Below are 22,177 nucleotides of genomic sequence, written 5' to 3' on the forward strand. Positions count from 1 at the left end.
CCATCTATTCTTTTAATTTCCCTTATTTTCCGGAGTTTCTATGTTTTCCTCTTTACTTATTCCGCTACGCACAGCTTTACTCTCCACCTTAATATTGACAACGAGTGTTTCAGCTTTTGCTTTTTCCAATGTTGATGAAAAATCAAAAGCTGAAGCATTAACCGAAAAATCATCACCTCAATTACCACCTGTTAATGATGGCCCTTACGTTTTTGTTAACCAACAACAGCAGCTTGAGTCATATTGGCTGTGCCAAGGTGATGTCGTTACAAGTACGACTGAAGTGGCTAGTTTTCCACTGACTATTTCAGCTTGTAACATGCCTGCAGATATACACGCCTTAAGTAGCATTGAAAACAAGGTGCTTGAATTTTCGGGTGATTATCCCGTCGCCGCGTTAAGTGACTTTCATGGTAAATATGATTTGATGATTGAATTATTAACCAATAACAACATCATTGATCAAGATAAAAACTGGTCTTTTGGTAAAGGACACTTCGTTATCACTGGTGATATTTTTGATCGAGGTGATAAAGTCACCGAAATTTTATGGTTTTTATACGACTTAGAGCAACAAGCTCAACAAGCCGGTGGTGATATTCACCTAACGTTAGGTAATCATGAAGTGATGGTACTCAATGGTGATTTACGTTATTTACACCCTAAGTATGTTGAAACGGCCAAGCAATTAAATAAGCCTTTTGAAAAGTTATTTGAGCCAAGTAGCATCATAGGTAATTGGTTACGCAGTAAATCGGTATTGGTCAAAGTGAATGATATGCTTTTTGCTCATGGTGGTTTTCATCCCAGTCTCGCTACTGAGCAGCGCAGCTTAGTTGAAATCAATACGGTATTTAAAGAGAGTTTGATTAAAGCTGAACTAGATAAACCAAGAGAAGGTTGGGCAAAATATTTACACAAGAGCAATGGTCCTATTTGGTACCGTGGTTATTTTACTGCAGACCGTATTAAGGCTGCTCGAGCAAAAGGCTCACCTTTAAAAGACAATGGCGCGACGTCTGCAGAAATTGATTTACTGCTGAAACACTTTGATGTTGAGCACTTAATTGTTGGTCATACCTCACAGAAGCAAATTGAAACACGCTACCAAGGGCGCGTTATTGCCATTGACTCGAGCATTAAACGGGGAAATTACGGTGAGATACTCTTTATTGAAAACGGTAAAAAATGGCGCGGTAGTTTAAATGGTAAGGTGCTGCCTTTATATCACCAATAAATTATATAAAGGGCTCATTACGAGCCTTTTTTTATTGTTAGTATCGCAACGCTGGTGCATATAAGTATTTATAAGCTAATGAATAATAAAGAGTAAAAATAGACTAAAAAAAGACATTGGTAAACGCTTTTGTACTTGTTCAATAATGTTTTGGATGATAAAAACAGTTAACCAATTTACATAATAAAAAGGAATTTTAAATGAAGAACAGCATTAATACATTACTGCTATTACTTAGCTTCTTTATGGTGAGCTCTCCCGAAGCATTGCCTTTACCGATAGAGTACTTCGCTAAAGCCGCGCAGTTTAACCAATTAAGACTTTCCCCTGATGGCCTTCACTTTGCTGCAACTATCCCTCAAGACAATGCTACCAACCTCGCAATAATAAACCGCGCCACCATGAAGGTTATTAGGGTATATGGATTTGGTGAAAATACCCATATTGGCCGATTTTATTGGGCCAATAATGAAAGAGTTGTATACCTTAAAGCGGAGAAAAAAGGTTATTCAGAGCAATTGTTTTCTAGTGGTGATATTTATGCCGCTAATATCGATGGTACTAAGCGCTTACAGTTATTTGGTTACAGTATGACCACTAAAATAAAAGGCAAGCGTCAAAATAAAAAGAAACTCGGTCTCGCTGCCTCTGGTTATCTTGTCAATATGTTACCAGAAGACCCCGAACATATCTTAGTCAGGGCCAGAAGTTTCTGGGGGGATGGCGATAAGCCACAAAAAATTTATAAGGTGAATATTTATAATAGAAAACGTGAAGTGATAGCGAAAACACCGTTAGGTAATATGCGTGTGAAGGTTAACGCATCGGGAGCTCCAGTGGTTGCTAAGGGGTATAATCGTGATGGTATTGTGCAACGATATTGGTATAAAGATAAGCAATGGCATAAGTTCAGTGCAGATGACCCACTCAATCATTACGACTTTGTTGGCGTCAATAATGATGCGAGCACGTTATATTTAAGTAGCGCTATCCAAGGTAAAACACGTGCGTTATTTGCTTATGATATGGTAACTAAGGAAATTACTAAGCTTTTTCATCATCCTGTGGCAGATATATATAAAAATATCGAGGAGCCTAGTACAGGCAATATCATTGGTGTTAAGTTGATGGCGCAAGGCATGCAATACCATTATTTTGATACAAAAAGTCCTTACAGTAAATTACACCAAAAATTAACGGATGCCTTTGCAGGTCATGATATCGATATTTTTGCTAATTCTGTAAATGATAATGAAATTATAATTCTTGCGCGAAGTGATATAAATCCAGGCGACTTTTACTTATACAATCGCGAGAAGGCCTCAGCAGATTTTATACTGGCATCGCGTCAGTGGCTCGATCCTAATATTATGAGTGAACGTAAACTCATTGAATTTAAATCACGTGATCAAGTTACCATTCATGGTTATTTAACTAAGCCAAAGTCGGTAGCACCCGATCAAGGTTACCCCTTGGTAGTTTATGTTCATGGTGGTCCTTATGGTGTGCAAGATGGTTGGCACTTTAATAACACAGCGCAGATGTTTGCTAATAATGGCTATGCTGTCTTACAGGTTAATTACCGTGGCTCAGGTGGTTTTGGTCTAGCCTTTGAGGAAATTGCCCATCAAAAAAGATCGACTATGATCCAGCAAGATATTATTGATGGTACGCGTTGGGTAATGAATAAAGAGGATATCAGTGACAACAAGGTCTGTATCATGGGAGGAAGTTTTGGTGGTTACTCTGCGGTGATGTCGCCAATACTTGAGCCTGAGTTATTTAAATGTGCGGTGGCTTCTGCTGGGCCCTATGACTTGGTTTATCAAAGAGAGAATGCTGATTATATGAAAGTAGACTCGGTATCGCATAAAGCTACTAAGGTTTATGGCAGTGATTTACAAGATTTAAAGGCGCAGTCACCCATTACTCATATTGATAAACTAAAAGCACCTGTATTAATCGTTCATGGTGGCCGTGATCGTCGTGTACCACCGGAACATGCGTTTATATTAAAAAAAGCGTTAGATAAGCTTAATAAGCCTTATCAATGGTTATATAAAGATAAAGAAGGCCATGGTTTTTATAATGAAGAAAATAGAAAAGAGTATTATCAAACGAGCTTAGATTTTATAGAGGCGAATATTAAAGCCGATTAAACGCTGTTTTTGAAGGTTATAAGGGCAGTCAATAAAGGTATTAGCAGAGTCTTTAGGCGGTTAATTTGATGCTAAGGCTACTTCTTCTCCACTTTTAAACACGATCAATAAAAAAGCCAATATCATTAATGATATTGGCTTTTTAACGAATTTTTCGCTTAATTACTCAAGCGCTATTCAGAAGAATTAATCTTTAAGTTCAGCATTATGGTAAACGTGCTGAACATCATCACAATCATCTAACATAGCGATGAATTTTTCAAAGTTCTCTAAGTTTTCTTCGCCTTCAACCTCAATGTAGTTTTGTGGTACCCAAGAAAGCTCTTCAATTTCTAATTCATAATCAGGCATTGAGTTAGTAAACTCAGTCTTAATTTTGAAAAACTCAGTGTGAGGAGCGTAAACAGTAATAATACCGTCTTCTAATTCCACATCAGTCACATCAATATCAGCCATCATCAGTGTTTCTAAAACGATCTCGTCATCTTCACCTTTAAAGGCAAACACAGCTTGATGGTCAAACATATGTGATACAGAGCCTGAAGTACCTATCTTTCCATTATTTTTACTGAAACATTGACGAACATCTTTAATGGTACGGTTGCCGTTATCTGTTAAGCAATCAATAATTACCATACAGTTACCAGGGCCGTAACCTTCATAACGGGCTTCAACGAAGTCTTCGCCACCAGCGCCAGACGCTTTTTTAATAGCGTTTTCTATAACGTGAGTAGGTACTTGATCTTTCTTTGCACGGTCAATTAAACCACGTAAAGAAAGGTTACCATCGGGATCAACACCACCAGTTTTTGCACAAACGTAAATTGCTTTACCGTACTTAGAGTAAACTTTAGTTTTGGCCCCTGCGGTTTTGGCCATAGATAATTTGCGGTTTTGGTATGCTCTGCCCATCTCAATGTCTTCTTTTATGTTCAATAATATAATGCGCTAGATTCTATCAGCCACACAGGGGCGTTGACTAGTGCTGATGCTTATAAATTAACAATAAATTGTTCTGAATAGGCCTTATTTAAATGAGAGAATTTGAATAATTAATTGAGCTTGACTCGCTAAAATAAACACTTGCTATTGTAGTGTCACTTTTATACTTTAGTTATTGCTTTTAATCACAATAATATCAAAGGAATACTATGGATAAGTATGATGAGTACAAGGTGCTTTATGTTACTGAAGGCGGTTGCGGTACTTTATTATTAGGCTCGAGTGGTTTACCACTAAAAAAATTAGAAGCAACATTAAACCAAGAAGCCGCAGATGGCTGGCAATTAGCCTTTCAAGTCATTGAACAAAAACGCTTTTGGCTATTCTGGTCACGTGAAGCCGTTATTATTACTTTAGGACGCAGTCGTGGTTAAAAGCGCTTTACTAAAGGCTATCCGTTTATATCAAAAAACAGGAGGCTCTGTTAAGCACTTCGCTATTAGCTGTAATTTTACCCCAAGCTGTTCGCATTATACCTACCAAGCGATTGAACGCTTTGGTGTGGTTAAAGGTGTCAGTATTGGGGTTAAGCGCATTAAACGTTGTAACGATCCCGATTGTATCAATGTCATTGATGATCCTGTGCCAATTGAATAATGATGGAGTGATTATGACTGAAGAGTATTTACGTCAAGAAGAAGAACAATTACGAGAACAAATAGCTAAGCTCAACAGTGAGCAAAAAAAACGTTATTACGCTTTAGAGGTTGCCCAAGTAAAAGATCCTGATACCTATGCTGTCTTAAATTGGACATTTCTTGCCGGGTTACATCATTTCTATTTAGGTAAATGGCAACGTGGTTTACTTAATTTGGTACTGATGATAACTGGTGGTTTATTATATTTTTCTCATCTACTGCCTTTGTTAGGTGGCGGTTTGGTATTACTGATTTTTATTATTGAATTACCACAACTTTTTAATAGCCAAAAAATTATTCATCGATATAACAATCAATTGATGAAACGTTTACTCAAAGATGTAAGTTCTTAGGTTAATCAACCTCAATTCAATAGTAAATTAGCGGTAATAAAATAGCTCTAATTTCGTGACCGTTCCGTTATCTTTAATCTTTTTTAAGGCCTCTTTAAACGCAAAGGCTTTGCTTATCGGAGATAAGATCTGCGTGGAGTTTTTAGCTGAGTATGGTAGTAATTTAGAAAAATTAGGGTTTGGAATTATTTGGGCATATTTTGACTTCTTAGAAAACCCTAAAAGCATAGGTTGTGGGGTAGAACAGCAAGGATGAAATCTTATCTCTTTGGTAGGGTGTAGTTTTATGTAATAGCGAATATGTGCTTCGTCATCGAGAAAAAAGTCAACACGTTTACTTACCAGTAAGTTGAAAGCGCTTTTGATAGAAACATCATGAGCCTGGCGTAAATGAATACCGTCATTATTTATCGGAGATCGATTGCTTCCTATTGCAGTAAGTAAGGTTTTATCTCGCATTCCCGAAATTTGGTGGATTTCAGCGGTATCGATATGAGAAATTGCAACAGTATTAACCATTAAGCCATTTTCAAAAAAAAGTAAGTATTTATCACGTTCAAGGGAGTAGCCCATGCCGGGATATAGGTCGACTTCACCATCGGCAAGCATTTTTAAAATACGCTTTTTAGGTGCTCTTATTACGGTTAATGTACAACCGATATTTGTTAACGCTTGCTGATATAAAGAAAAATACAAACCTTGTTTGTTCGGATGTTCGGCAATTAAAGGCAGCCTTTCACTGGTGCGGTATCCCATAACCATGTCACAACTTAAGGCTGAAAAACTCAGCGTGCAAAGTATTAATGAGAATAGTGTTAATCGCTTCATGTTTTATTCAATTTCCTTGCCCGTTTAAGGCTAATAAAAGTAGCCTTTACAGGTTAGGCGAGAGCATGATCTTTATTAAACGTTGAATAAAATCAGGTTTAGCTAATATCCCCGCATGTGAGGCTTGGCTACCATAAATTTTTGTCGCTTCTTCTTGTAGTGATAAAGATAGTTGGCTTCTTAATGGCACAACACCATCCCCGTCTTCACCCGCTAGATAAGAAAAAAATAGGTGATAGGGTAAGGTTTTAGGTATTTTCCATTGGTGTGCCGCTTTAATGTAATCACTACCTGTTGCTAAGTCACGCCACGAGGCGATAACAATAGGGGATGATTTTACCCCGATTGCAGCACTATCCATACCATAGAGAGGGCTATTAATCGTGACGTATAACGACACGTTAAAGTTTGTATTAGCTTTTTCATGTTCTCTTAAGAAAGTACGAGTAATAAGACCTCCCATGCTATGGCTAACAAGTTGAAAGTGTTCAAAGTCATATTGACTTTGTAGTTTGATAAGTGAACTTAACATGTAGTCACTGATAATTGCTAAAGGTACACCGCTAGGGTAATACAAGATCCATGGCTGAAATTTATTACGATCAAGCTGTTCAATTACCGCTTTAAATTCTGTCGGACTGCCCGAGATACCATGAACAAAAAGTACCGGTGTTTTGCTTTTATCATACTCTTGTAAAAACATTAAACCACCACCAATTTTCTTGGAAAAGTCAAAAGGACGCCACAAACCCATAGTCGTATTTTCTTTACTAAACATAGCGTCGTCTAAAGAGATGACACGACCAATATTTTTCCTGACTTTACTCCTGCTATATGCAACTTTTTGTGTGGTGCCTATGTTTTGATCTTTACTGATTTCTAACAGGGGTAATGTGAATTCTTGATTTTCTGATAAATTTATTTTGGTAAATCTTTCATCGAGTTCATTATGCATTGCCGCACTTTCATATTGATCGCGAACTTGGTTATTGTTGCTGTCTATATAAGCGCCAACTAAGTACTCACCCGGTAGTAAATTAAATTGATAGTTACCATTGCCATCAACTAGTTTTTGTTTAATTATATCTATTTTAGCATCATCGAATGTCAATACCGCTACCACGATTGGGCTATCGGTTTTATAGGTGGCACTCACTTTTCCAGATATTTTCGCTAGTTTATCAAACCTTGTTGATTGCTCTTTAATGGTTCTTAATGAACAGGCACTTAATGACAGAATTATTAGTATTACACTGATTATTTCCGTGGTTTTTTTAAAGCTAGGCATTTCATTATCCTTAGGCAGACTAAGTTGAGTGTTACCATTTAAAATGGCTTTATAATAAACAGTGTAAACAAAATATTGTTATTTAACTAATTGAAGTTACAGTTAATAGCCATCATAAGGGGTAGCTGTTATAACAAAGGGGAGCTGATGATAACAAGATAAAAATGACAAACTAATACCCGTTACCATTCAAGATGCATGTTTCAGAGTTTGTGAGCGGTTTCACTTTTTTGTTTTTTTTGATGTTTAGTTCGCTAACTTATTAAATAGTGGACAGCGGCGAGCGATAAAATACAGAAAATGTAAAATAAGAAGATAAAAATATAATGAAGTGTAAGCCCCATGTTTGAGGCTTTTATTATTAGTACAAGTAACGGGAGTATCAATACATAGAAGGTAAATAAGCTGATATTTTGTCAATGACATTAAATATCATTACTACTTCTTATTTAATGTCTCTACAAACTGTTCTGCAGGTACTGGTTTGGAAAATAGATAACCTTGGTACTCATCACAGCCTTCAGAAATCAACAAATCTCTTTGCTCTTCATCTTCCACACCTTCAGCAATAACTTTCATATTTAAATTATGGCCAAGTTGGATAATGGTACGAACAATCATATGGTCTTGAGTTTTTTTCACACAATTATCAATAAAGCTCTTATCAATTTTTAAAACATCAAGGGGCAAACGTCCAATTTGACTTAGCGATGAGTAGGCGGTACCAAAATCATCTAAAGATAAATAAACGCCCAATTTTTTTAATTTATCAAGCACCCTAATATTCTCTTCAGGGTTGTTCATTATCCAACTTTCAGTTTGTTCCACCTCTAACCAGTCAGGTTGACACTGTGTTTCTTCCAGAGTTAGACGTAATCTTTTGATGAAGTTAGTCTGTGCCAGTTGCACTGCCGATACATTGACGGCAATACGGGTGAAGTTGTACTCTTTCTTCCACTGGACAATATTTTCACAGGTGGTTCGAATGACCCAATCACCAATTTCAATAATTGAATTACTTTCTTCGGCAATGGGAATGAATTCAGCAGGACTAACAAAGCCATGTTTAGGATGTTGCCAACGCAATAATGCCTCAGCAGATAAAACATCACCAGAGGCTAAATCTACTTTAGGTTGAAAAAGTAAATACATCTCGTTGTTGGCAATAGCTGATTTTAAATCATGCTCTAATTCGTAACGCCTTAACGTGTTTTCCAGGAGAGACATCTCATAGAAAAACGACGTGTTTTTTCCGTTACTTTTTGCTTTATACATAGCAACGTCTGCATTGGTACATAACGTTTCCAGGTTGTCAGCATCTGCTGGATAATTAGATATACCAACACTTGATGTAATGGAATAACTTCTGTGTTCAAGTTTATAAGGGATGTTAGACTGCTGTAAAATTTGTTGTGATAACTGTTGAGTTACTTTTTTAAGATTTTCAAGTTCAGTTGTTGAGTTAACAATGAAGGCGAATTCATCTCCACCTAATCGATACGTTTTAATGTTATCTGTAATCAGCAGCTCAAGTCTAGTTGCCACCATCCTCAAAATATTATCGCCAGCAAGGTGACCTAGTTGATCATTTATTTTTTTAAACCCATCTAAGTCTACGATTAATAAGGAGAAATTAGCGTTGTCGTCAGAAGCGTTCGTTAACTTTTCTTGTATTGCTAATTGTTTCAGAAACATCTTCCTGTTCGGTAGACGTGTTAAATAGTCGGTATAACTTTCATGACGAAAATACTGCATTTCTTTTAATGATTTCTGTTGGAAAAAAACCATGATGGTTGCAAATGAACTGATAAAAATAAGCTCTAAGGTATCTTCAATAAAATCAGATAGTTCAGTGGTAGCTAAGGAGGGCATGTAGGCAGTTGTAAGTAATAAAGCTATTGCTATCGGCCAGAGTGATCCCGGAAAAATAAATAAGTATAAAATGGGTATGAAAATATATAGTTCTTCAATTTCTTCAATATCTAAAGGGAAGTAAAGACCGATAAAGACAATGAGGGCAACTGAAAATATTGCGATGTAATTTTTTAATTTTTTGTCGGGGATGAAATAGCTAACACTTAAACAAGTGATAAATAAAACAGTTAATACTCTTGCAGTACCACTGTGTTCCAATTCAAGAAAGGCAGCTAAAACGATTAGAGATATGCATAAAAAAAGCAGTGTAATCGCATTTTTTTTAATTATATTAAAGCTAAATTTCATTATTATATATTTTCCTCGAAGAGGTTTAGGTAATTGGAAATGTGCTAGTCTTTATTATGTATGCAGATTAACCTTAATATAAATGACTAGGTAAATATAGCTAATTATGAATGAAATAAATTATTTTAATGTCACGTTTTGTTTTATTGTGTTATTCAGTTGTAGTGCTGCTGCTAATGACTCACAAGAGTTTACTTTTATCGTTGAACCCGCCTATACGCAAGAGAAAGGTGAGTGGCAAATTAACTTAGGGTTTACTAGTCCAACCTATAAAAACAACATATCAACTACCCTTGAAACCAGTGTTTCACTTGAATATGGTTTTACTGATGTACTACAAGCAGAGTTTTCTTCAAGCAGAAGCAATGAACTAGAAGAAGGCATTGATGCTGATATGGGCATGGAATACGAATTAGGCTTATCTTTGATGTTAACAGAGCAAGATAATTTTATGCCTCAGTTCACCTTAGTTGCTGGGGTTATTGCTGAAGATAGTCAATATGGTTATGAAGCTGGTTTACTTTATAGCTATCAGATATTGGAAAATAACTTTATTCATGGAAATTTTATCTATGAAAATATTGATAATGAAAGTGAAGTCGCTATTAATCTCGCTTACGCCTTTACTCTTGATGAATCATGGACACTCTTAGCTGAGATTGAGCGCAATAAAGAAACAAGTGATGATGACTCTATAGAATATGTAAATACTTTTAGTGCCGGTGTCGTCTTTGAAACAGAGAGTGATATTGAAATTGGCTTAGCTTACTTAGTTTATAATGCTGATACATTACAAGACTATAGCTGGCAACTAAAAGCCGCCTATGAATTTTAATGTTGAAGCTCAATAGATATGACGTTTTTATTAAAAAGATTCAACGTTATAATTTCAGTTTAATTTGTTGTGTAAATTATTCGTTATCAACAGTGCCTCCGCTTTTGCACCCAAATAAACATAAATACCTAAACCAATAAGTAATCCTACAGACGTTGCCATCATAGCTACCGCATTAACTAGGTATTCAGGGGAACCTAATACAGATTTAAACATTAATAATAATGCTTCTATTGAAACGGCAATTAATATCGTAGCGATGAATCGAGTGATAGTTCTTCTGGTGGAGCTATGCCTAAAAATGTCTTTTTGCATCAAGACTTCTTCTTCAATTGTCGTTTTACCTAGGTCAAATATCGCTAGTGCTAAGGTTAAATAGATAATGATGCCAAAAGGCTTTAATTGGAGATTTTCAGGAGTGGGCGCTATAAATAAACTGACTATTTCACTGCCAGCAGAAAACAGAAGAATACCAACTATAAAAAATAGGCCAATGACAATAGCAGAATAAACACAAATGAAAAAGGGATGGAATTTTTTACGTTTTCTGTCACCCATCAAAAACTCTATCGCATGGGAAAGATCAATATCGAGCACTAATATACCCATGACATCACCCGCTTTGTTGATATGCTTAATCGCTGTAGATATGCAGAGATTATGATTAGATGTTGAGAGGTATGGTTCAGTAACAACCACACCTTCTTCTTCATTCGCCTTAAGATAATATGGCCGGTAAGACCGGTCAATACCTACGCCCGAGTTCGCTATATTCGCTTGAGAAACGTTATTAAATATATTAGGACTTAATTGAATACCTTTATTATCTAATGTAAACATTAAGTTGACGAAAGGGTAAGTTTTTCCTAGCCACTTCATTGATCTAACCAAGCTTTTATCATCTATGAAGAAATCTTCATCAAATGCACCCGTTATAATCGATGCCATGAGTTCGTGGATGGCCGTTTTATAATCATGATATCTTTCAATTACACTAATGTAGTTCATATGTTATTTGGGTTCTAAATGTTGTTTCGCTTGTTGTCATTCGAAGTTCAGTTTTGTTTTTATCTTTAAAATATATTTAGCTACGTACTTACAATGTTAGGAATGAGATACATTAATTGATAAGGGTATGACGGTTGTTAGAAAGGCAACATCTATGAATACGTAATTCACACTAAGCATTATTTAAGGCTCAATTTAGATGTTGCTACGCTATGTATTAATTTAACCATACTTTACCTTTGCTAATATTTTTGGTGGCCATTACCGCTGTCTTCATTATGTTCTACGTCCCACTGACTAATTGATATATGTTTTATCTCATCAATGAATAAGCTTATTGAATGGATGGTTTTTATTACTTTATTAAGCATCTCAGTACTCCAGTTAATCATTATGTGCGAAGTTTTAATCGGAAAGTAAGCTAGTTGTTGATTCATTCGGCTCAACGGAAAGACCAGTAACAAGCCTTAAATTACTTTTAGTAATAGAATTCGAGTTAATTGATATGGCCGTTGTTAAATCATTAATAGCACCTGATAAGTCATCACTGAAGTAACGTGAAACGCCTCTATTGCTATAGCTAAGTGATTTAAGGTAAATGGCTTGTTCATTATGTAATGGCATTGATTTAGTGCTTTTAATTGCAGCAGAGCAGGCATTTTCTGATTTTATTACGTTATTCGATTGTATATATGCGACACATAAACTCATGTTGTTTTCAAAAGTTTGTTCAGCCCTATTAACTCTTGTCAGTCTTTTTATTCCGGTAGCTGAATCACCAGCCATAATATTTTTACTACCGATAGTATCTTTAATTACCGCAACTTTTAATGCGAGATCGCTAGCCAAAGCTGAGATAGGACTCGCTAATGTAATACTCGCTAAAAGGGTCTTAAAAATTATAGATTTAGTTGTCATGTTATTTCTCCAGTTAAAATGCGTATCACCTTGATACACATTTAATTTAGGGAATTTTCATATCGCTGACAAACTATTAAAAAACACTCATTGCATGAATTAATTTCACTTATGAAATTACTAACTATAGGTATTCAGTGATGAAGGTTTCTTTAACCCAGTTAGCAAATAAGGTTAATTCTATTTTACTTTCCATATTTTCATGCTGAATTAAATAATATCGATCATTAGTATTAAGTTCTTCGTCAAATAACTTAACTAAGAGCTGTTCACTAAACCAAGTTTTACTCATTGGTAAAGGGACTAATGCTATTCCCATGCCTTGTTGTGCTGCGCGAGCAACACCAAACATACTGTCGAATTGTATAATTTGTTTAGGATCGAAATCGTCAACGCCTAAGTTTTCAGCCCATTGATGCCATGACCAAGGTCGGGACCTATGCAATATTAGTGGCGTATTTTTTAATGCTTTAAAGCCAGTGTTTTTCAATTTTTTATAGAGCTTTTTATTACAAGCAGCAGCATAACGGATAGGGAACAATTCCTGAACGATACTTGCATTGGGTTTTCCATTGGCTAATACAATAGATAGATCAGCAATTTGTGATGGTTCACTGCCCGCTTTTACTGTCTCTAATTGAAGATTAATTGTTGGATTCTTTTCAGACCATTCGCTTAAGCGAGGAATGAATAATTCACTGGCAAAAAATTCAGGCAAACTGATGACAATGGTTTGATTTTGTTGATTGTGGGTAAATTCCGATATGGTAGATTCCAATTGGTGAATTATCGGCTGTATTGACTGGTAAAACTGTTTACCCGAACTTGTTAGTTCAATTGAGCGGGTGTTTCTTTTGAAGAGCATAAAGCCTAATTGTTCTTCTAATTGTTTTATTTGGTGACTAACTGCTGAGGGCGTTAAAAATAATTGTGCTGCTGCGTGTTTAAAGCTTAAGCATTTTGAGGCGACACAAAATGAACGTAAGCCACGTATTGGTGTTTGAATAGACATAGTTAAAATTATATAGATGACGACATATATGAGAGGCAATACTCGTGCCTGTTTTTAACGTGTTGATTTATAATATTATTGTTGTTGTGTGAATAAGTTGTATCTTTTTTTGTGCACTGTTTTGGTTTGTTTGCACCGTTTTGGTTTTTTGAACTTAAAACGTTATACATAAATAAGAATCAGCTAAAAAAAAAGGACATCAAAAGATGTCCTTAAAGTGAATCAAATTAAACAATATACTTAAGTGTTTTAAAAGAATCGGGGAAGATTCAGAAAACAAGATCATAGTAATTTTTTCACTTAAATTCAGCAAACGAAATAACTTAACTTAATGGGTTAAATTATTTCACTTATCATGTTGAACATTATTTAATATAACTATCTACCTAAGTAAAAATTAGCATAAAAAAAAGGACATCAAAAGATGTCCTATAAGTGAATCAAATTAAACAATGTACTTAAGTGTTCTAAAAGAATCGGGGAAGATTCAGAAAACAAGATCATAGTAATTTTTTCACTTAAATTCAGCAAACGAAATAACTTAACTTAATGGGTTAAATTTTTTCACTTATGCGTATTGAGGACCATTTATCTGCGTATATCGCAGATGGTAGCTAGGCTGACAAGGGGCTTTTTTCTATTTAACATTCGACAAAGCAAGCAAGTATTCATGCAGTATTCTTTAGTGCTGATTGGCCGCATGATTTCATGGCTCAGTTTACTTTAGTGGTAGGTGCTATTGCTAAAGAGAGTGAGTGCGGATATGAAGCTATTGATCATTATAATGAAAGTGAAGTTGCTGTTAATCTCGTTTACACGTTTAATAGTGATGAGTCATGGAACACTTAGCTGAGATTGAGCGTAATAAAGAAACAAGTGAAAATAACACTACAGACTATGTAAATACTTTCAGTGCTGGTTCAGTCTTTGAAACAGAGAGTGATATCGAAATTGGTTTAGCTTATTTAAAATATAACGCTGGTACATTGCAATACTATAGCAGGCAGTTTAAAGCCGCTATGAGTTTTGACCGTGATATTTAGTTTAACCTTTAATAAAACGCACTAACAATGATTAGTGATGGAAAAATCACAAAATAGAGTCGCATTAGAAATCGCAAATTTTTATTCGCGCCTTTTAATTCCATAAAATGGTCTATAACGATAAAACCCTTATAGGTTACCGTCAGTGCTATTAATATACTGACTAAAGTCGTTGAAGAAAATTGTTCACCTAAAAAGGTATTAAGCAAAGTTATTGCTATTAACGCCGCTAAAAACCACTCTAATTTCCCCATACTTTTTATAATATTTATAGCTTTCATAATATTCACCTACCTAAGTACATAGACTAATGGAAAAATAAGAATCCACATTAAATCTATCATATGCCAATAAACGGCTAATGCTTCTAAACCTGAATTTTCTTGTGCTGAGTATGCTCCACTTCTCAAGCGAAAAATCACCCATAAAAGGGCGCATGAGGCCCAGCCAACATGGATAAAATGATTGAAAGTCATGTAGTAATATACGGTAAAGAATTCATTAGTATTAGCACTAAAACCTTGTAGAGTATTCCAATGAAATTCCCATGTTTTTATAATTAAATATATACAACCACAGCTAAATGCCAGCCACAAATAGCGTTCACATTTAATCTTGTCATTTATGCGGATAAAGCTCATGGCTTTAGCCATAAAATAACTACTCGTTAATAACACGACGGTATTAGTAACACCTAATGAGGTATGTAAATTTTGTGGGCCTTGTGAAAAAATATCAGGGTAATAAAATTTAGCGATAAAATAAGCAACAAAGAAAAGTGCAAATTCGGTAAGCTCGGAGAGTATACCTACCCAAATAGGAATATTACCGGGAATTCTACCAGCACTCTCTTCACTCCAAGACTTGGGGAAAATACCTAGAGAACGGTTGATAGGTGGAGTTTTCATAACATTTAATCTCTCAATACTGCTACCTATTGCCAATAGACCACTCAAAAATGTTATTAAGTGGTCAGCTAGGCTGCTTTAACAGATGTACACTTTATTAATCGTTAAAGACCAAAGGTTTCTTTAACTTGTGTTTCAAAATCTTCATCGGATAACGTTTTGCGTAGTGGTACAAAAGACGTTGCTTCCGCGCCAACAGGAATGGCTATCAGTGAGTTGCTGTCTTCTATAATAGCTTTGACTGCATCAGCAATAGGTTGTGGGCTAGGACCTTCATTAATTGCTTTAGCAACAATCGGCACAAAGTGAGCAACTAAGTCTTTATAAGGTGAGTTACCACTGGTGGTACTGGCATTGGCGACTAAGCCTTTTTTAACAAAGTTAGTGCCGAATAAACCGGATTGAATAGAGTGTACACGTACATTATAAGGCGCCATTTCGAAACGAATTGAGTCAACAAATCCTTCTACTGCATATTTACTAGCATTGTACTGAGAAAGCAATGGTAGTCCCATCTTGCCTAGAAATGAGCTGATATTAATAATAACGCCAGCTTTAGCTTTACGCATGTGTGGCATAACCGCTCTGGTCATTTTCATTAAACCAAATACATTGACATCAAACTGTTTGAATATCTCTTCATCAGTAACTTCCTCAGCAGTGGATACAAGGCCAAAACCGGCATTGTTAACTAACACATCTATTTTACTTTCTTTGGCAATAATAGTGCTAACGGCTACTTCCATTGAGTTGGTATCAGTAACATCTAGATAAATATTGTTGACGCCTGGGATTTCTGGCGTTGCTAGGCTTTTATTTCGCGTGCCAGCATAAACGGTATAGCCATTTTCATTTAAAAATCGAGCAGTGATCTCACCCATTCCTGAGCTTGCGCCTGTGATTAAAACAACTTTAGTCATGATATTACCCTTGGTATTTACTCTATGTAGTAAATGTTTTTATGGAAGTGATTATTAAAGTTATTATGTAACTCTGTGCGGATTTTTAGTAATGAGTGAGATCATGTTTATATTAAATAAACAGATAAAAAGTAACTTGACTATTTTATAGTCGATGACGCAGGTAAGTATTGATGTAATATTCTTTGGATATCTTTTTGTGAAATGGGTTTTGTAATATAGTCATTCATTCCTGATAATTTACCTTTTTCAATATCAGACGCCATTGCATTAGCAGACAAACCACAGATTATCAGCTTGTTTAAACCTGCTGCCCGGATTTTACTGGTCGCTTCATAGCCATCCATAACGGGCATTTGCACATCCATAAATATCAAATCATAATCAGGGGAATTAAATACTTTGGTAACCGCTTGTTGACCATCCTCGGCAATATCATAAGTTAAACCAAAGCTCATAATGACCTTTCTTGCAACAATTTGGTTGATGGCATTATCTTCAACTATTAATACATGTCCTTTGTACTGTGGAATAGTGACCATTGCAGTCGTTTTGAGGGGCTGTGCTGCTCGAGTTTCATTTAAGTGTAATAGTTCATCATTGAACCGTATTAACTTACTTGGCAATAAAGGATGATAAATTTTAGGTTGTTTTGCAAAGTTATTTATTGCCGCGCAAGCTGTTAACGCGTGCGCATCACAGCAGAATCCAACCTTAATATGATCTAGCAATAAGACCTTGATGCTTGCTAATTGCTGGTGCGATAATTTTCCGCTGAGGTTTATGACTAATACTTCATTTTTAGCCCATTGCTTTTTTTCAATGAATTTACTTTTATTGTCTATCAGCTCAATACTTGAATAATAAGCAGAAAAATTATCTTTAATAGTTGCAACATATTCGCCAATATTCCAAATAAATAATCTATTTTTATTAGGAGGATACATAGGTTGAACTATCGATTGTTTAGTTAATTTAAAAGGCATTAAGACACTAAATGTGCTGCCCTGATTAGGTGTCGATGTTAAATATATTTCACCTGACATTAATTCAGCTAATTGTTTGGAGATACTGAGTCCTAATCCGGTGCCACCGAAGTTTCTGTTTGTTGAATCATCAGCTTGGGTAAAATCGTTGAAAATATATTTTTGTTGAGCATCGCTAATCCCAATACCGGTATCACTAATATCAACGATGACGGTGAAGTTACCTTTCAGTTTTTCAATGATTTTTACATTAAAGGTTATAGAGCCTGAGTGAGTGAATTTAACGGCATTATTACCTAAGTTTAGTAAAATCTGGCTAAAGCGAACCGGATCTCCAATCAATTTTTTTGGCATATCATCAGCAATTAAACAACGTACATTTAGATTCTTTTCAGCCGCTTTTATAGTTATCGCTTCAATAACATTTTCAAATATTTTTACCGGTTCAAAAGGCGTTTTTTCAATGTCTATTTTACCTGCTTCTATTTTTGAAAAATCTAAAATGTCGTTAATAACGCTCATTAATATATTAGAGGAATAGCGAATTTTATCTACATAATCACGATCTTCTTCATCTAGATTTTTCAAGCTCAGTAAGTCAGTTAAGCCGATTATACCATTCATAGGTGTGCGAATTTCATGACTCATATTTGCTAAGAATATACTTTTTGATTGTGTGGCCTTTTCTGCTTTTTCTTGTGATGCAAGGAGTTGTTCATTGAACTGTTGAGATTTTAATAATAAGTCATTGGTTTGTTGGTTTTTTAATTGAAAGATACTTGCAGATTTTATCAATTGGCCGATCTCATCATCCCTGTCTACTTCAAGTTGTTCATCTAGCTCCTTGTTTGCTGCTAGAGTATCGAATACTTTAGTCACTTTTTGTATCGGAAATATAAGTCTTGTAAGCGCATATATGGTGATGAGGCTAGTAAAAAAAATTCCTAAAATAAACATGATATTACCGCGAAAAATAGATTCATCAATAACGGTGTTAAGATTTTTATTACTCGATTTTAAGTGCTGTAATGCCACTTCACTTAGGTTTTTTGCTAAATATAAAAACTCGTTAGCAGAGCCTGACATAACAACATTTACCAGATAATTATAATTTCTGGTCACTTGTGTTAATAAAAAAAAGTCTGAAGATATCGTCGCTAAATCTACGTCTAATTCATCGATATTAAGTCGCTTTACCATACTCTCTAGCTTGTTGAACGTATCTTGGAAGTTTAGCGTGTTCTCAGTATCAGGTAGCAAAAAATACTCATAAGTAGCAAGTTGTAATTCTGACGCTAAATCGTCAATTTTTTTATTGTTTATATTCGTTGATTGATTAGATTGAGTGAGTTTATTTGGCTTGATGTTGTTCGATATTTCAGTGGTTGTTTTTTTTAACAGACTCAAACGGTCCACTATATTTTCATGAAATAATTCATTCTTTTTATTAAGAAGTAATACCACGGAGTCAAAGTTTTCTCGGTAATCCTTTAAGTGATTACGCATACTTTCGATAGCGACTTCTTGATTGGCGCCAAGTTGATTTTTTTTGATAAATAAGGCGGTAATATCTAACTTATGGGTGACAGAAGTCATGATGTTATTTAATCGTTTTAATACCGAAGATCCCTTATTCTCTTTATAAATAAGAATATTTCGCTGTAAATCTAAAACATCTTTTTCTAATGTTTTTACTTGAACAACACCTTCAGCTATTTTTTGATTAGATGCTAGCCCAGTAGCTAAGAGTTTTTGACTTTGATAAGAAACGTACTCTTGTCCAATAAACAATAAAATAATAATGGTTAATGAAATGATTAATTGTGATTTTAAACTTCGAAACATTTATGACACCATTAGCTTTATTATTATGACAATTTAATGAAGTGTAATTGTTTAAGCGTTGACGAATTCATACCACTTTTGAATACTGTAATCATAGGTTGGCATAACGGTATTCCATACTGCAACATTGCTAAATCTTTTCTGATAACTTCCGCCTGATCGAATAGCACCTTTATAAACAGAAATTTTATTATCAGTCCCTTTAAAATCAGCCGCTGCTGGTTTTCCGTTATACCAATAATCCCACTCTTGTGATGATAAATAGCGAGAAGCACGTAGCGGATTTGAAATATAATATCCTTGTCGTGCAATATAGGCACCTGGCCAGCCCGAGAGCCACCAATTCATGTAGTCATATGCAGCATCTTTCACTTTTCCTGTTGTTGCTTTGGATAAGCACATAACACCATGCCAGCCCCGATAGCCCTCTTTAGGCGCAGCGTAAGTTACTGGGACATTCATACCATTAAGGGATGATACGGCAGGAGAGAACATACTTTCTATGACCACTCTGCCAGACTTCATATATTGAACCGATTCAGGTACAGAGGTCCATAAACCACTGAAGTGACCCGCTTGTTTTAAACCAATTAATATGCCAAATAATTGATCTAATTCTAGCTTTGTCATGGCACCAATGTTGTTAAAGGACATGAGGCCTTTTGCTTGTGCTGCGAGAGCCATATCAAAAAGCCCAATAGTAGGGGCATTTATAATACCGACACGACCACTGTATTTTTCGTCTAATAACCAACCCCAACTTTCAGTCTCGTAAGGTATACCTTTTTTAATGATGTCAGTGTTGTAACCAAAAGAATCGACATTGTGTACGTAAGGTAAAAAACTTATATCATTAGTGTGGTTTTCGCCTAACTGATTATTTTTTTGAATGTGCAATAACTTGTAAGGAGCATCGCCATCCCCGATTCTTGCCGAGGGAGTGATCTTACCTGTTTTGGTTAAATCATTTATTTCATCCCAATGGGTAATTCTTCTTTTATCTATACTTTGGATAGCGCCGGATCGCCATAGTACGTCAATGCTATTAGACCACTGCTCATACAAATCAAATGACTGTGGAAAGATAGATGCTTTTTGTAAAACGGCAGCGCTACCTTTAGGTTCAAAGATCAAGTGAATACCGAGATCTTCCATCGCTTTTTGTCTTAATTCTTCTTGTAACGTTACATGGGTGCCTAATATTCGCAAAGTCACTTTATTTCGTGCAAATACATAGGGTGCTTTAGCGATAGCTATTCCGGCAACACCGCTAAGTGCGATCTTCTTAATTGCATTTCTACGAGACTTATCCATTTGATTTATCGCACGTAATTTATTTGATATATCGAGTATAGGTAATGGTTCGAAATTATCTAATTATGAGTAGATTTATGTTCGTCATTAAATATTAGATAAAAGCAGCGCTAAAATAAATTAGCGCTGCTTTTACTAAGAAGGAAGGGAGGGGGGGATTAAGTTCCTTAGTTAAGAGGACAAAATTAAGCACTAGTTAGAAAACTAAATTAGCACCGTTTTTAATGCTGAAATAAAGGTGTCGATATCCGCTTTACTAATGTCTAAATGCGTAACCAAACGCATATTTTCACTCGGAGATAATATAATGCCCTGAGCCTTTAGGGTTATAGCTGCTGCATAAATGTCGATAGATTTATCTACCTTAACAAAGACCATATTAGTACTGACCTGCTCAATGTTAACGTTAAAGCCAGTAATAGTATTAAGCTGATGTGCTAAATATTTAGCATTGTCGTGGTCAATTTGAAGTTTATCGACATTTTCAGTTAATGCTATTTTCGCGGCTGCACAAAGAATACCGGCTTGACGCATACCACCGCCGAGCACTTTTCGCCATCGACGAGCTTTGGTTATTAACTCTGTAGAGCCTAATAACAATGAGCCAATAGGAGCGCCTAAGCCTTTAGATAAACAGATAGACATAGTGTCAAAGTGTTGAGCTATCTCGGTGATATCAACGTCTAATGCAGTCGCGGCGTTGTAAACTCTGGCACCGTCTAAATGTAAACTTAATTGATGTTTGTTAACAAACGTCCGAAGGTCTGCCAAATAGCTTAAAGGTAGTACTTTGCCATTAATAGTATTTTCAATACTAACGAGCTTTGTTCGGGCAAAATGCGAATCATCAGGCTTAATCGCTTGTTCAAGTTTATTTAAGCAAATAGTGCCATCTTTCTCATTTTCTATCGGTTGTGGCTGAACCGATCCAAGTACGGCAGCACCACCACCTTCAAATTTGTAGTTATGGGCTTGTTGGCCACATAAATACTCATCACCACGCTCACAGTGCGCCATAAGGGCTAATAAATTGGCTTGCGTACCAGAACTACAAAAAATGGCTGCTTCAAAGCCATGGCGCTTTGCTGACCATTGCTCTAATTCATTTACCGTAGGGTCATCCCCATAAACATCATCACCGACCTCAGCTTGAGACATAGCATCACGCATTTTTGAACAAGGTCTAGTTACTGTATCAGAGCGAAAATCAATCATTGTAGAATCCATATAAGGCGGTAAGAGCATCAAAGTATAAACGGTTATGCAACCGTAAAATATAGGTAAATAACACCATTCAATTTAGTGTTCACAGTGAGGTTGAAAACACTGCTGCACGTTAATGAGTTACTGATTCACTCTGTAGCAGGTTGTTAAATTTCAGACGAAAAAAAACCTTAACATTACTGTTAAGGTTTCGTTTCTTCTCCGAAGAGAATAAATGGTGCCGACTGCGGGGGGCGAACTGCTGCACGTTAATGAGTTACTGATTCACTCTGTAGCAGGTTGTTAAATTTCAGACGAAAAAAAACCTTAACATTGCTGTTAAGGTTTCGTTTCTTCTCCGAAGAGAATAAATGGTGCCGACTGCCGGAATCGAACTGCTGCACGTTAATGAGTTACTGATTCAATCAGTAGTACCGCTGGTAAATTTTAGGCAATA

Annotated in this window: 22 protein-coding genes; 8 read left to right on the top strand and 14 right to left on the bottom strand. The window is 35.7% G+C overall.

Features of this window, described 5'->3' with window-relative positions:
* Positions 1 to 40 precede the first annotated feature (40 nt).
* Complete coding sequence (locus CXF85_RS10260; RefSeq protein WP_101228429.1) at positions 41 to 1,237, top strand: metallophosphoesterase; 1,197 nt, start codon at positions 41 to 43, stop codon at positions 1,235 to 1,237.
* A gap of 200 nt (positions 1,238 to 1,437) precedes the next feature.
* Entirely contained in the window at positions 1,438 to 3,396 is a 1,959-nt protein-coding gene (locus CXF85_RS10265; RefSeq protein ID WP_101228430.1) for an alpha/beta hydrolase family protein, read from the top strand.
* A gap of 186 nt (positions 3,397 to 3,582) precedes the next feature.
* On the opposite strand, the gene CXF85_RS10270 is transcribed toward CXF85_RS10265, so the two are convergent.
* Entirely contained in the window at positions 3,583 to 4,308 is a 726-nt protein-coding gene (locus CXF85_RS10270) for a YebC/PmpR family DNA-binding transcriptional regulator (protein ID WP_101228431.1), read from the bottom strand.
* 239 nt (positions 4,309 to 4,547) lie between these two features.
* On the opposite strand from CXF85_RS10270, the gene CXF85_RS10275 reads away from it, so the two are divergent.
* From CXF85_RS10275 to CXF85_RS10285, 3 genes are read left to right on the top strand one after another with little or no spacing between them, the layout of a single operon-like run.
* Positions 4,548 to 4,772: a DUF4177 domain-containing protein gene (locus CXF85_RS10275; protein ID WP_101228432.1), complete on the top strand. Its 225-nt coding sequence runs from the start codon at positions 4,548 to 4,550 to the stop codon at positions 4,770 to 4,772.
* Positions 4,765 to 4,995 (top strand): membrane protein insertion efficiency factor YidD, encoded by a 231-nt coding sequence (yidD, locus tag CXF85_RS10280; protein ID WP_101228433.1) that lies wholly within the window; start codon positions 4,765 to 4,767, stop codon positions 4,993 to 4,995. Before CXF85_RS10275 ends, yidD begins: the two co-directional genes overlap by 8 nt.
* Before the next feature lie 13 nt (positions 4,996 to 5,008).
* Positions 5,009 to 5,389: a TM2 domain-containing protein gene (locus CXF85_RS10285; RefSeq protein WP_101228434.1), complete on the top strand. Its 381-nt coding sequence runs from the start codon at positions 5,009 to 5,011 to the stop codon at positions 5,387 to 5,389.
* 27 nt (positions 5,390 to 5,416) lie between these two features.
* Here CXF85_RS10285 and CXF85_RS10290 read toward each other — a convergent pair whose 3' ends face one another.
* From CXF85_RS10290 to CXF85_RS10300, 3 genes are all read right to left on the bottom strand, one after another.
* Positions 5,417 to 6,217, bottom strand: coding sequence for a substrate-binding periplasmic protein (locus tag CXF85_RS10290; protein ID WP_101228435.1), 801 nt, complete (start codon positions 6,215 to 6,217; stop codon positions 5,417 to 5,419).
* Between the two features lie 46 nt (positions 6,218 to 6,263).
* Positions 6,264 to 7,505 (bottom strand): lipase family alpha/beta hydrolase, encoded by a 1,242-nt coding sequence (locus CXF85_RS10295; RefSeq protein ID WP_101228436.1) that lies wholly within the window; start codon positions 7,503 to 7,505, stop codon positions 6,264 to 6,266.
* A 438-nt stretch (positions 7,506 to 7,943) separates the two neighbouring features.
* Positions 7,944 to 9,728 (bottom strand): putative bifunctional diguanylate cyclase/phosphodiesterase, encoded by a 1,785-nt coding sequence (locus tag CXF85_RS10300; RefSeq protein WP_101228437.1) that lies wholly within the window; start codon positions 9,726 to 9,728, stop codon positions 7,944 to 7,946.
* 106 nt (positions 9,729 to 9,834) lie between these two features.
* Between CXF85_RS10300 and CXF85_RS10305 the strand changes: the two genes are divergently transcribed.
* Positions 9,835 to 10,563, top strand: a complete 729-nt coding sequence (locus CXF85_RS10305; protein ID WP_101228438.1) for a hypothetical protein — start codon at positions 9,835 to 9,837, stop codon at positions 10,561 to 10,563.
* A 54-nt stretch (positions 10,564 to 10,617) separates the two neighbouring features.
* Here the strand turns inward: CXF85_RS10305 and CXF85_RS10310 are convergent, their stop codons facing one another.
* From CXF85_RS10310 to CXF85_RS10325, 4 genes are all read right to left on the bottom strand, one after another.
* The gene (locus tag CXF85_RS10310) at positions 10,618 to 11,571 is read right to left on the bottom strand and encodes a PDC sensor domain-containing protein (protein ID WP_101228439.1); all 954 of its coding nucleotides are present in this window, start codon (positions 11,569 to 11,571) and stop codon (positions 10,618 to 10,620) included.
* Positions 11,572 to 11,813: 242 nt separating this feature from the next.
* On the bottom strand, positions 11,814 to 11,942 hold the full coding sequence (locus CXF85_RS23300) for a hypothetical protein (protein ID WP_269801172.1): 129 nt from the start codon (positions 11,940 to 11,942) through the stop codon (positions 11,814 to 11,816).
* 34 nt (positions 11,943 to 11,976) lie between these two features.
* The gene (locus CXF85_RS10320; protein ID WP_101228441.1) at positions 11,977 to 12,489 is read right to left on the bottom strand and encodes a hypothetical protein; all 513 of its coding nucleotides are present in this window, start codon (positions 12,487 to 12,489) and stop codon (positions 11,977 to 11,979) included.
* Positions 12,490 to 12,613: 124 nt separating this feature from the next.
* The gene (locus tag CXF85_RS10325) at positions 12,614 to 13,495 is read right to left on the bottom strand and encodes a LysR substrate-binding domain-containing protein (protein WP_232771151.1); all 882 of its coding nucleotides are present in this window, start codon (positions 13,493 to 13,495) and stop codon (positions 12,614 to 12,616) included.
* Between the two features lie 714 nt (positions 13,496 to 14,209).
* Between CXF85_RS10325 and CXF85_RS22775 the strand changes: the two genes are divergently transcribed.
* Both CXF85_RS22775 and CXF85_RS10330 read left to right on the top strand, forming a co-directional pair.
* Positions 14,210 to 14,350 (top strand): hypothetical protein, encoded by a 141-nt coding sequence (locus tag CXF85_RS22775; protein WP_157829071.1) that lies wholly within the window; start codon positions 14,210 to 14,212, stop codon positions 14,348 to 14,350.
* Entirely contained in the window at positions 14,338 to 14,544 is a 207-nt protein-coding gene (locus CXF85_RS10330) for a hypothetical protein (RefSeq protein ID WP_101228443.1), read from the top strand. Before CXF85_RS22775 ends, CXF85_RS10330 begins: the two co-directional genes overlap by 13 nt.
* Before the next feature lie 8 nt (positions 14,545 to 14,552).
* On the opposite strand, the gene CXF85_RS10335 is transcribed toward CXF85_RS10330, so the two are convergent.
* The 6 genes from CXF85_RS10335 to ltaE form a co-directional block, all read right to left on the bottom strand.
* Entirely contained in the window at positions 14,553 to 14,825 is a 273-nt protein-coding gene (locus tag CXF85_RS10335) for a cytochrome C oxidase subunit IV family protein (RefSeq protein ID WP_232771149.1), read from the bottom strand.
* Between the two features lie 9 nt (positions 14,826 to 14,834).
* On the bottom strand, positions 14,835 to 15,452 hold the full coding sequence (locus tag CXF85_RS10340; RefSeq protein ID WP_101228444.1) for a cytochrome c oxidase subunit 3 family protein: 618 nt from the start codon (positions 15,450 to 15,452) through the stop codon (positions 14,835 to 14,837).
* 104 nt (positions 15,453 to 15,556) lie between these two features.
* Positions 15,557 to 16,372 (bottom strand): SDR family oxidoreductase, encoded by an 816-nt coding sequence (locus CXF85_RS10345; protein WP_101228445.1) that lies wholly within the window; start codon positions 16,370 to 16,372, stop codon positions 15,557 to 15,559.
* A 140-nt stretch (positions 16,373 to 16,512) separates the two neighbouring features.
* On the bottom strand, positions 16,513 to 19,203 hold the full coding sequence (locus CXF85_RS10350) for an ATP-binding protein (protein ID WP_101228446.1): 2,691 nt from the start codon (positions 19,201 to 19,203) through the stop codon (positions 16,513 to 16,515).
* Between the two features lie 51 nt (positions 19,204 to 19,254).
* A complete protein-coding gene (locus CXF85_RS10355) occupies positions 19,255 to 20,517 on the bottom strand; it encodes an ABC transporter substrate-binding protein (RefSeq protein ID WP_101228447.1) in 1,263 nt (420 codons plus the stop codon).
* Between the two features lie 204 nt (positions 20,518 to 20,721).
* Positions 20,722 to 21,732, bottom strand: coding sequence for a low-specificity L-threonine aldolase (gene ltaE, locus CXF85_RS10360; RefSeq protein WP_101228448.1), 1,011 nt, complete (start codon positions 21,730 to 21,732; stop codon positions 20,722 to 20,724).
* Positions 21,733 to 22,177 lie beyond the last annotated feature (445 nt).

It is taken from the genome of Colwellia sp. 75C3 (genome assembly GCF_002836255.1).
Taxonomy (GTDB): Bacteria; Pseudomonadota; Gammaproteobacteria; order Enterobacterales; family Alteromonadaceae; genus Colwellia.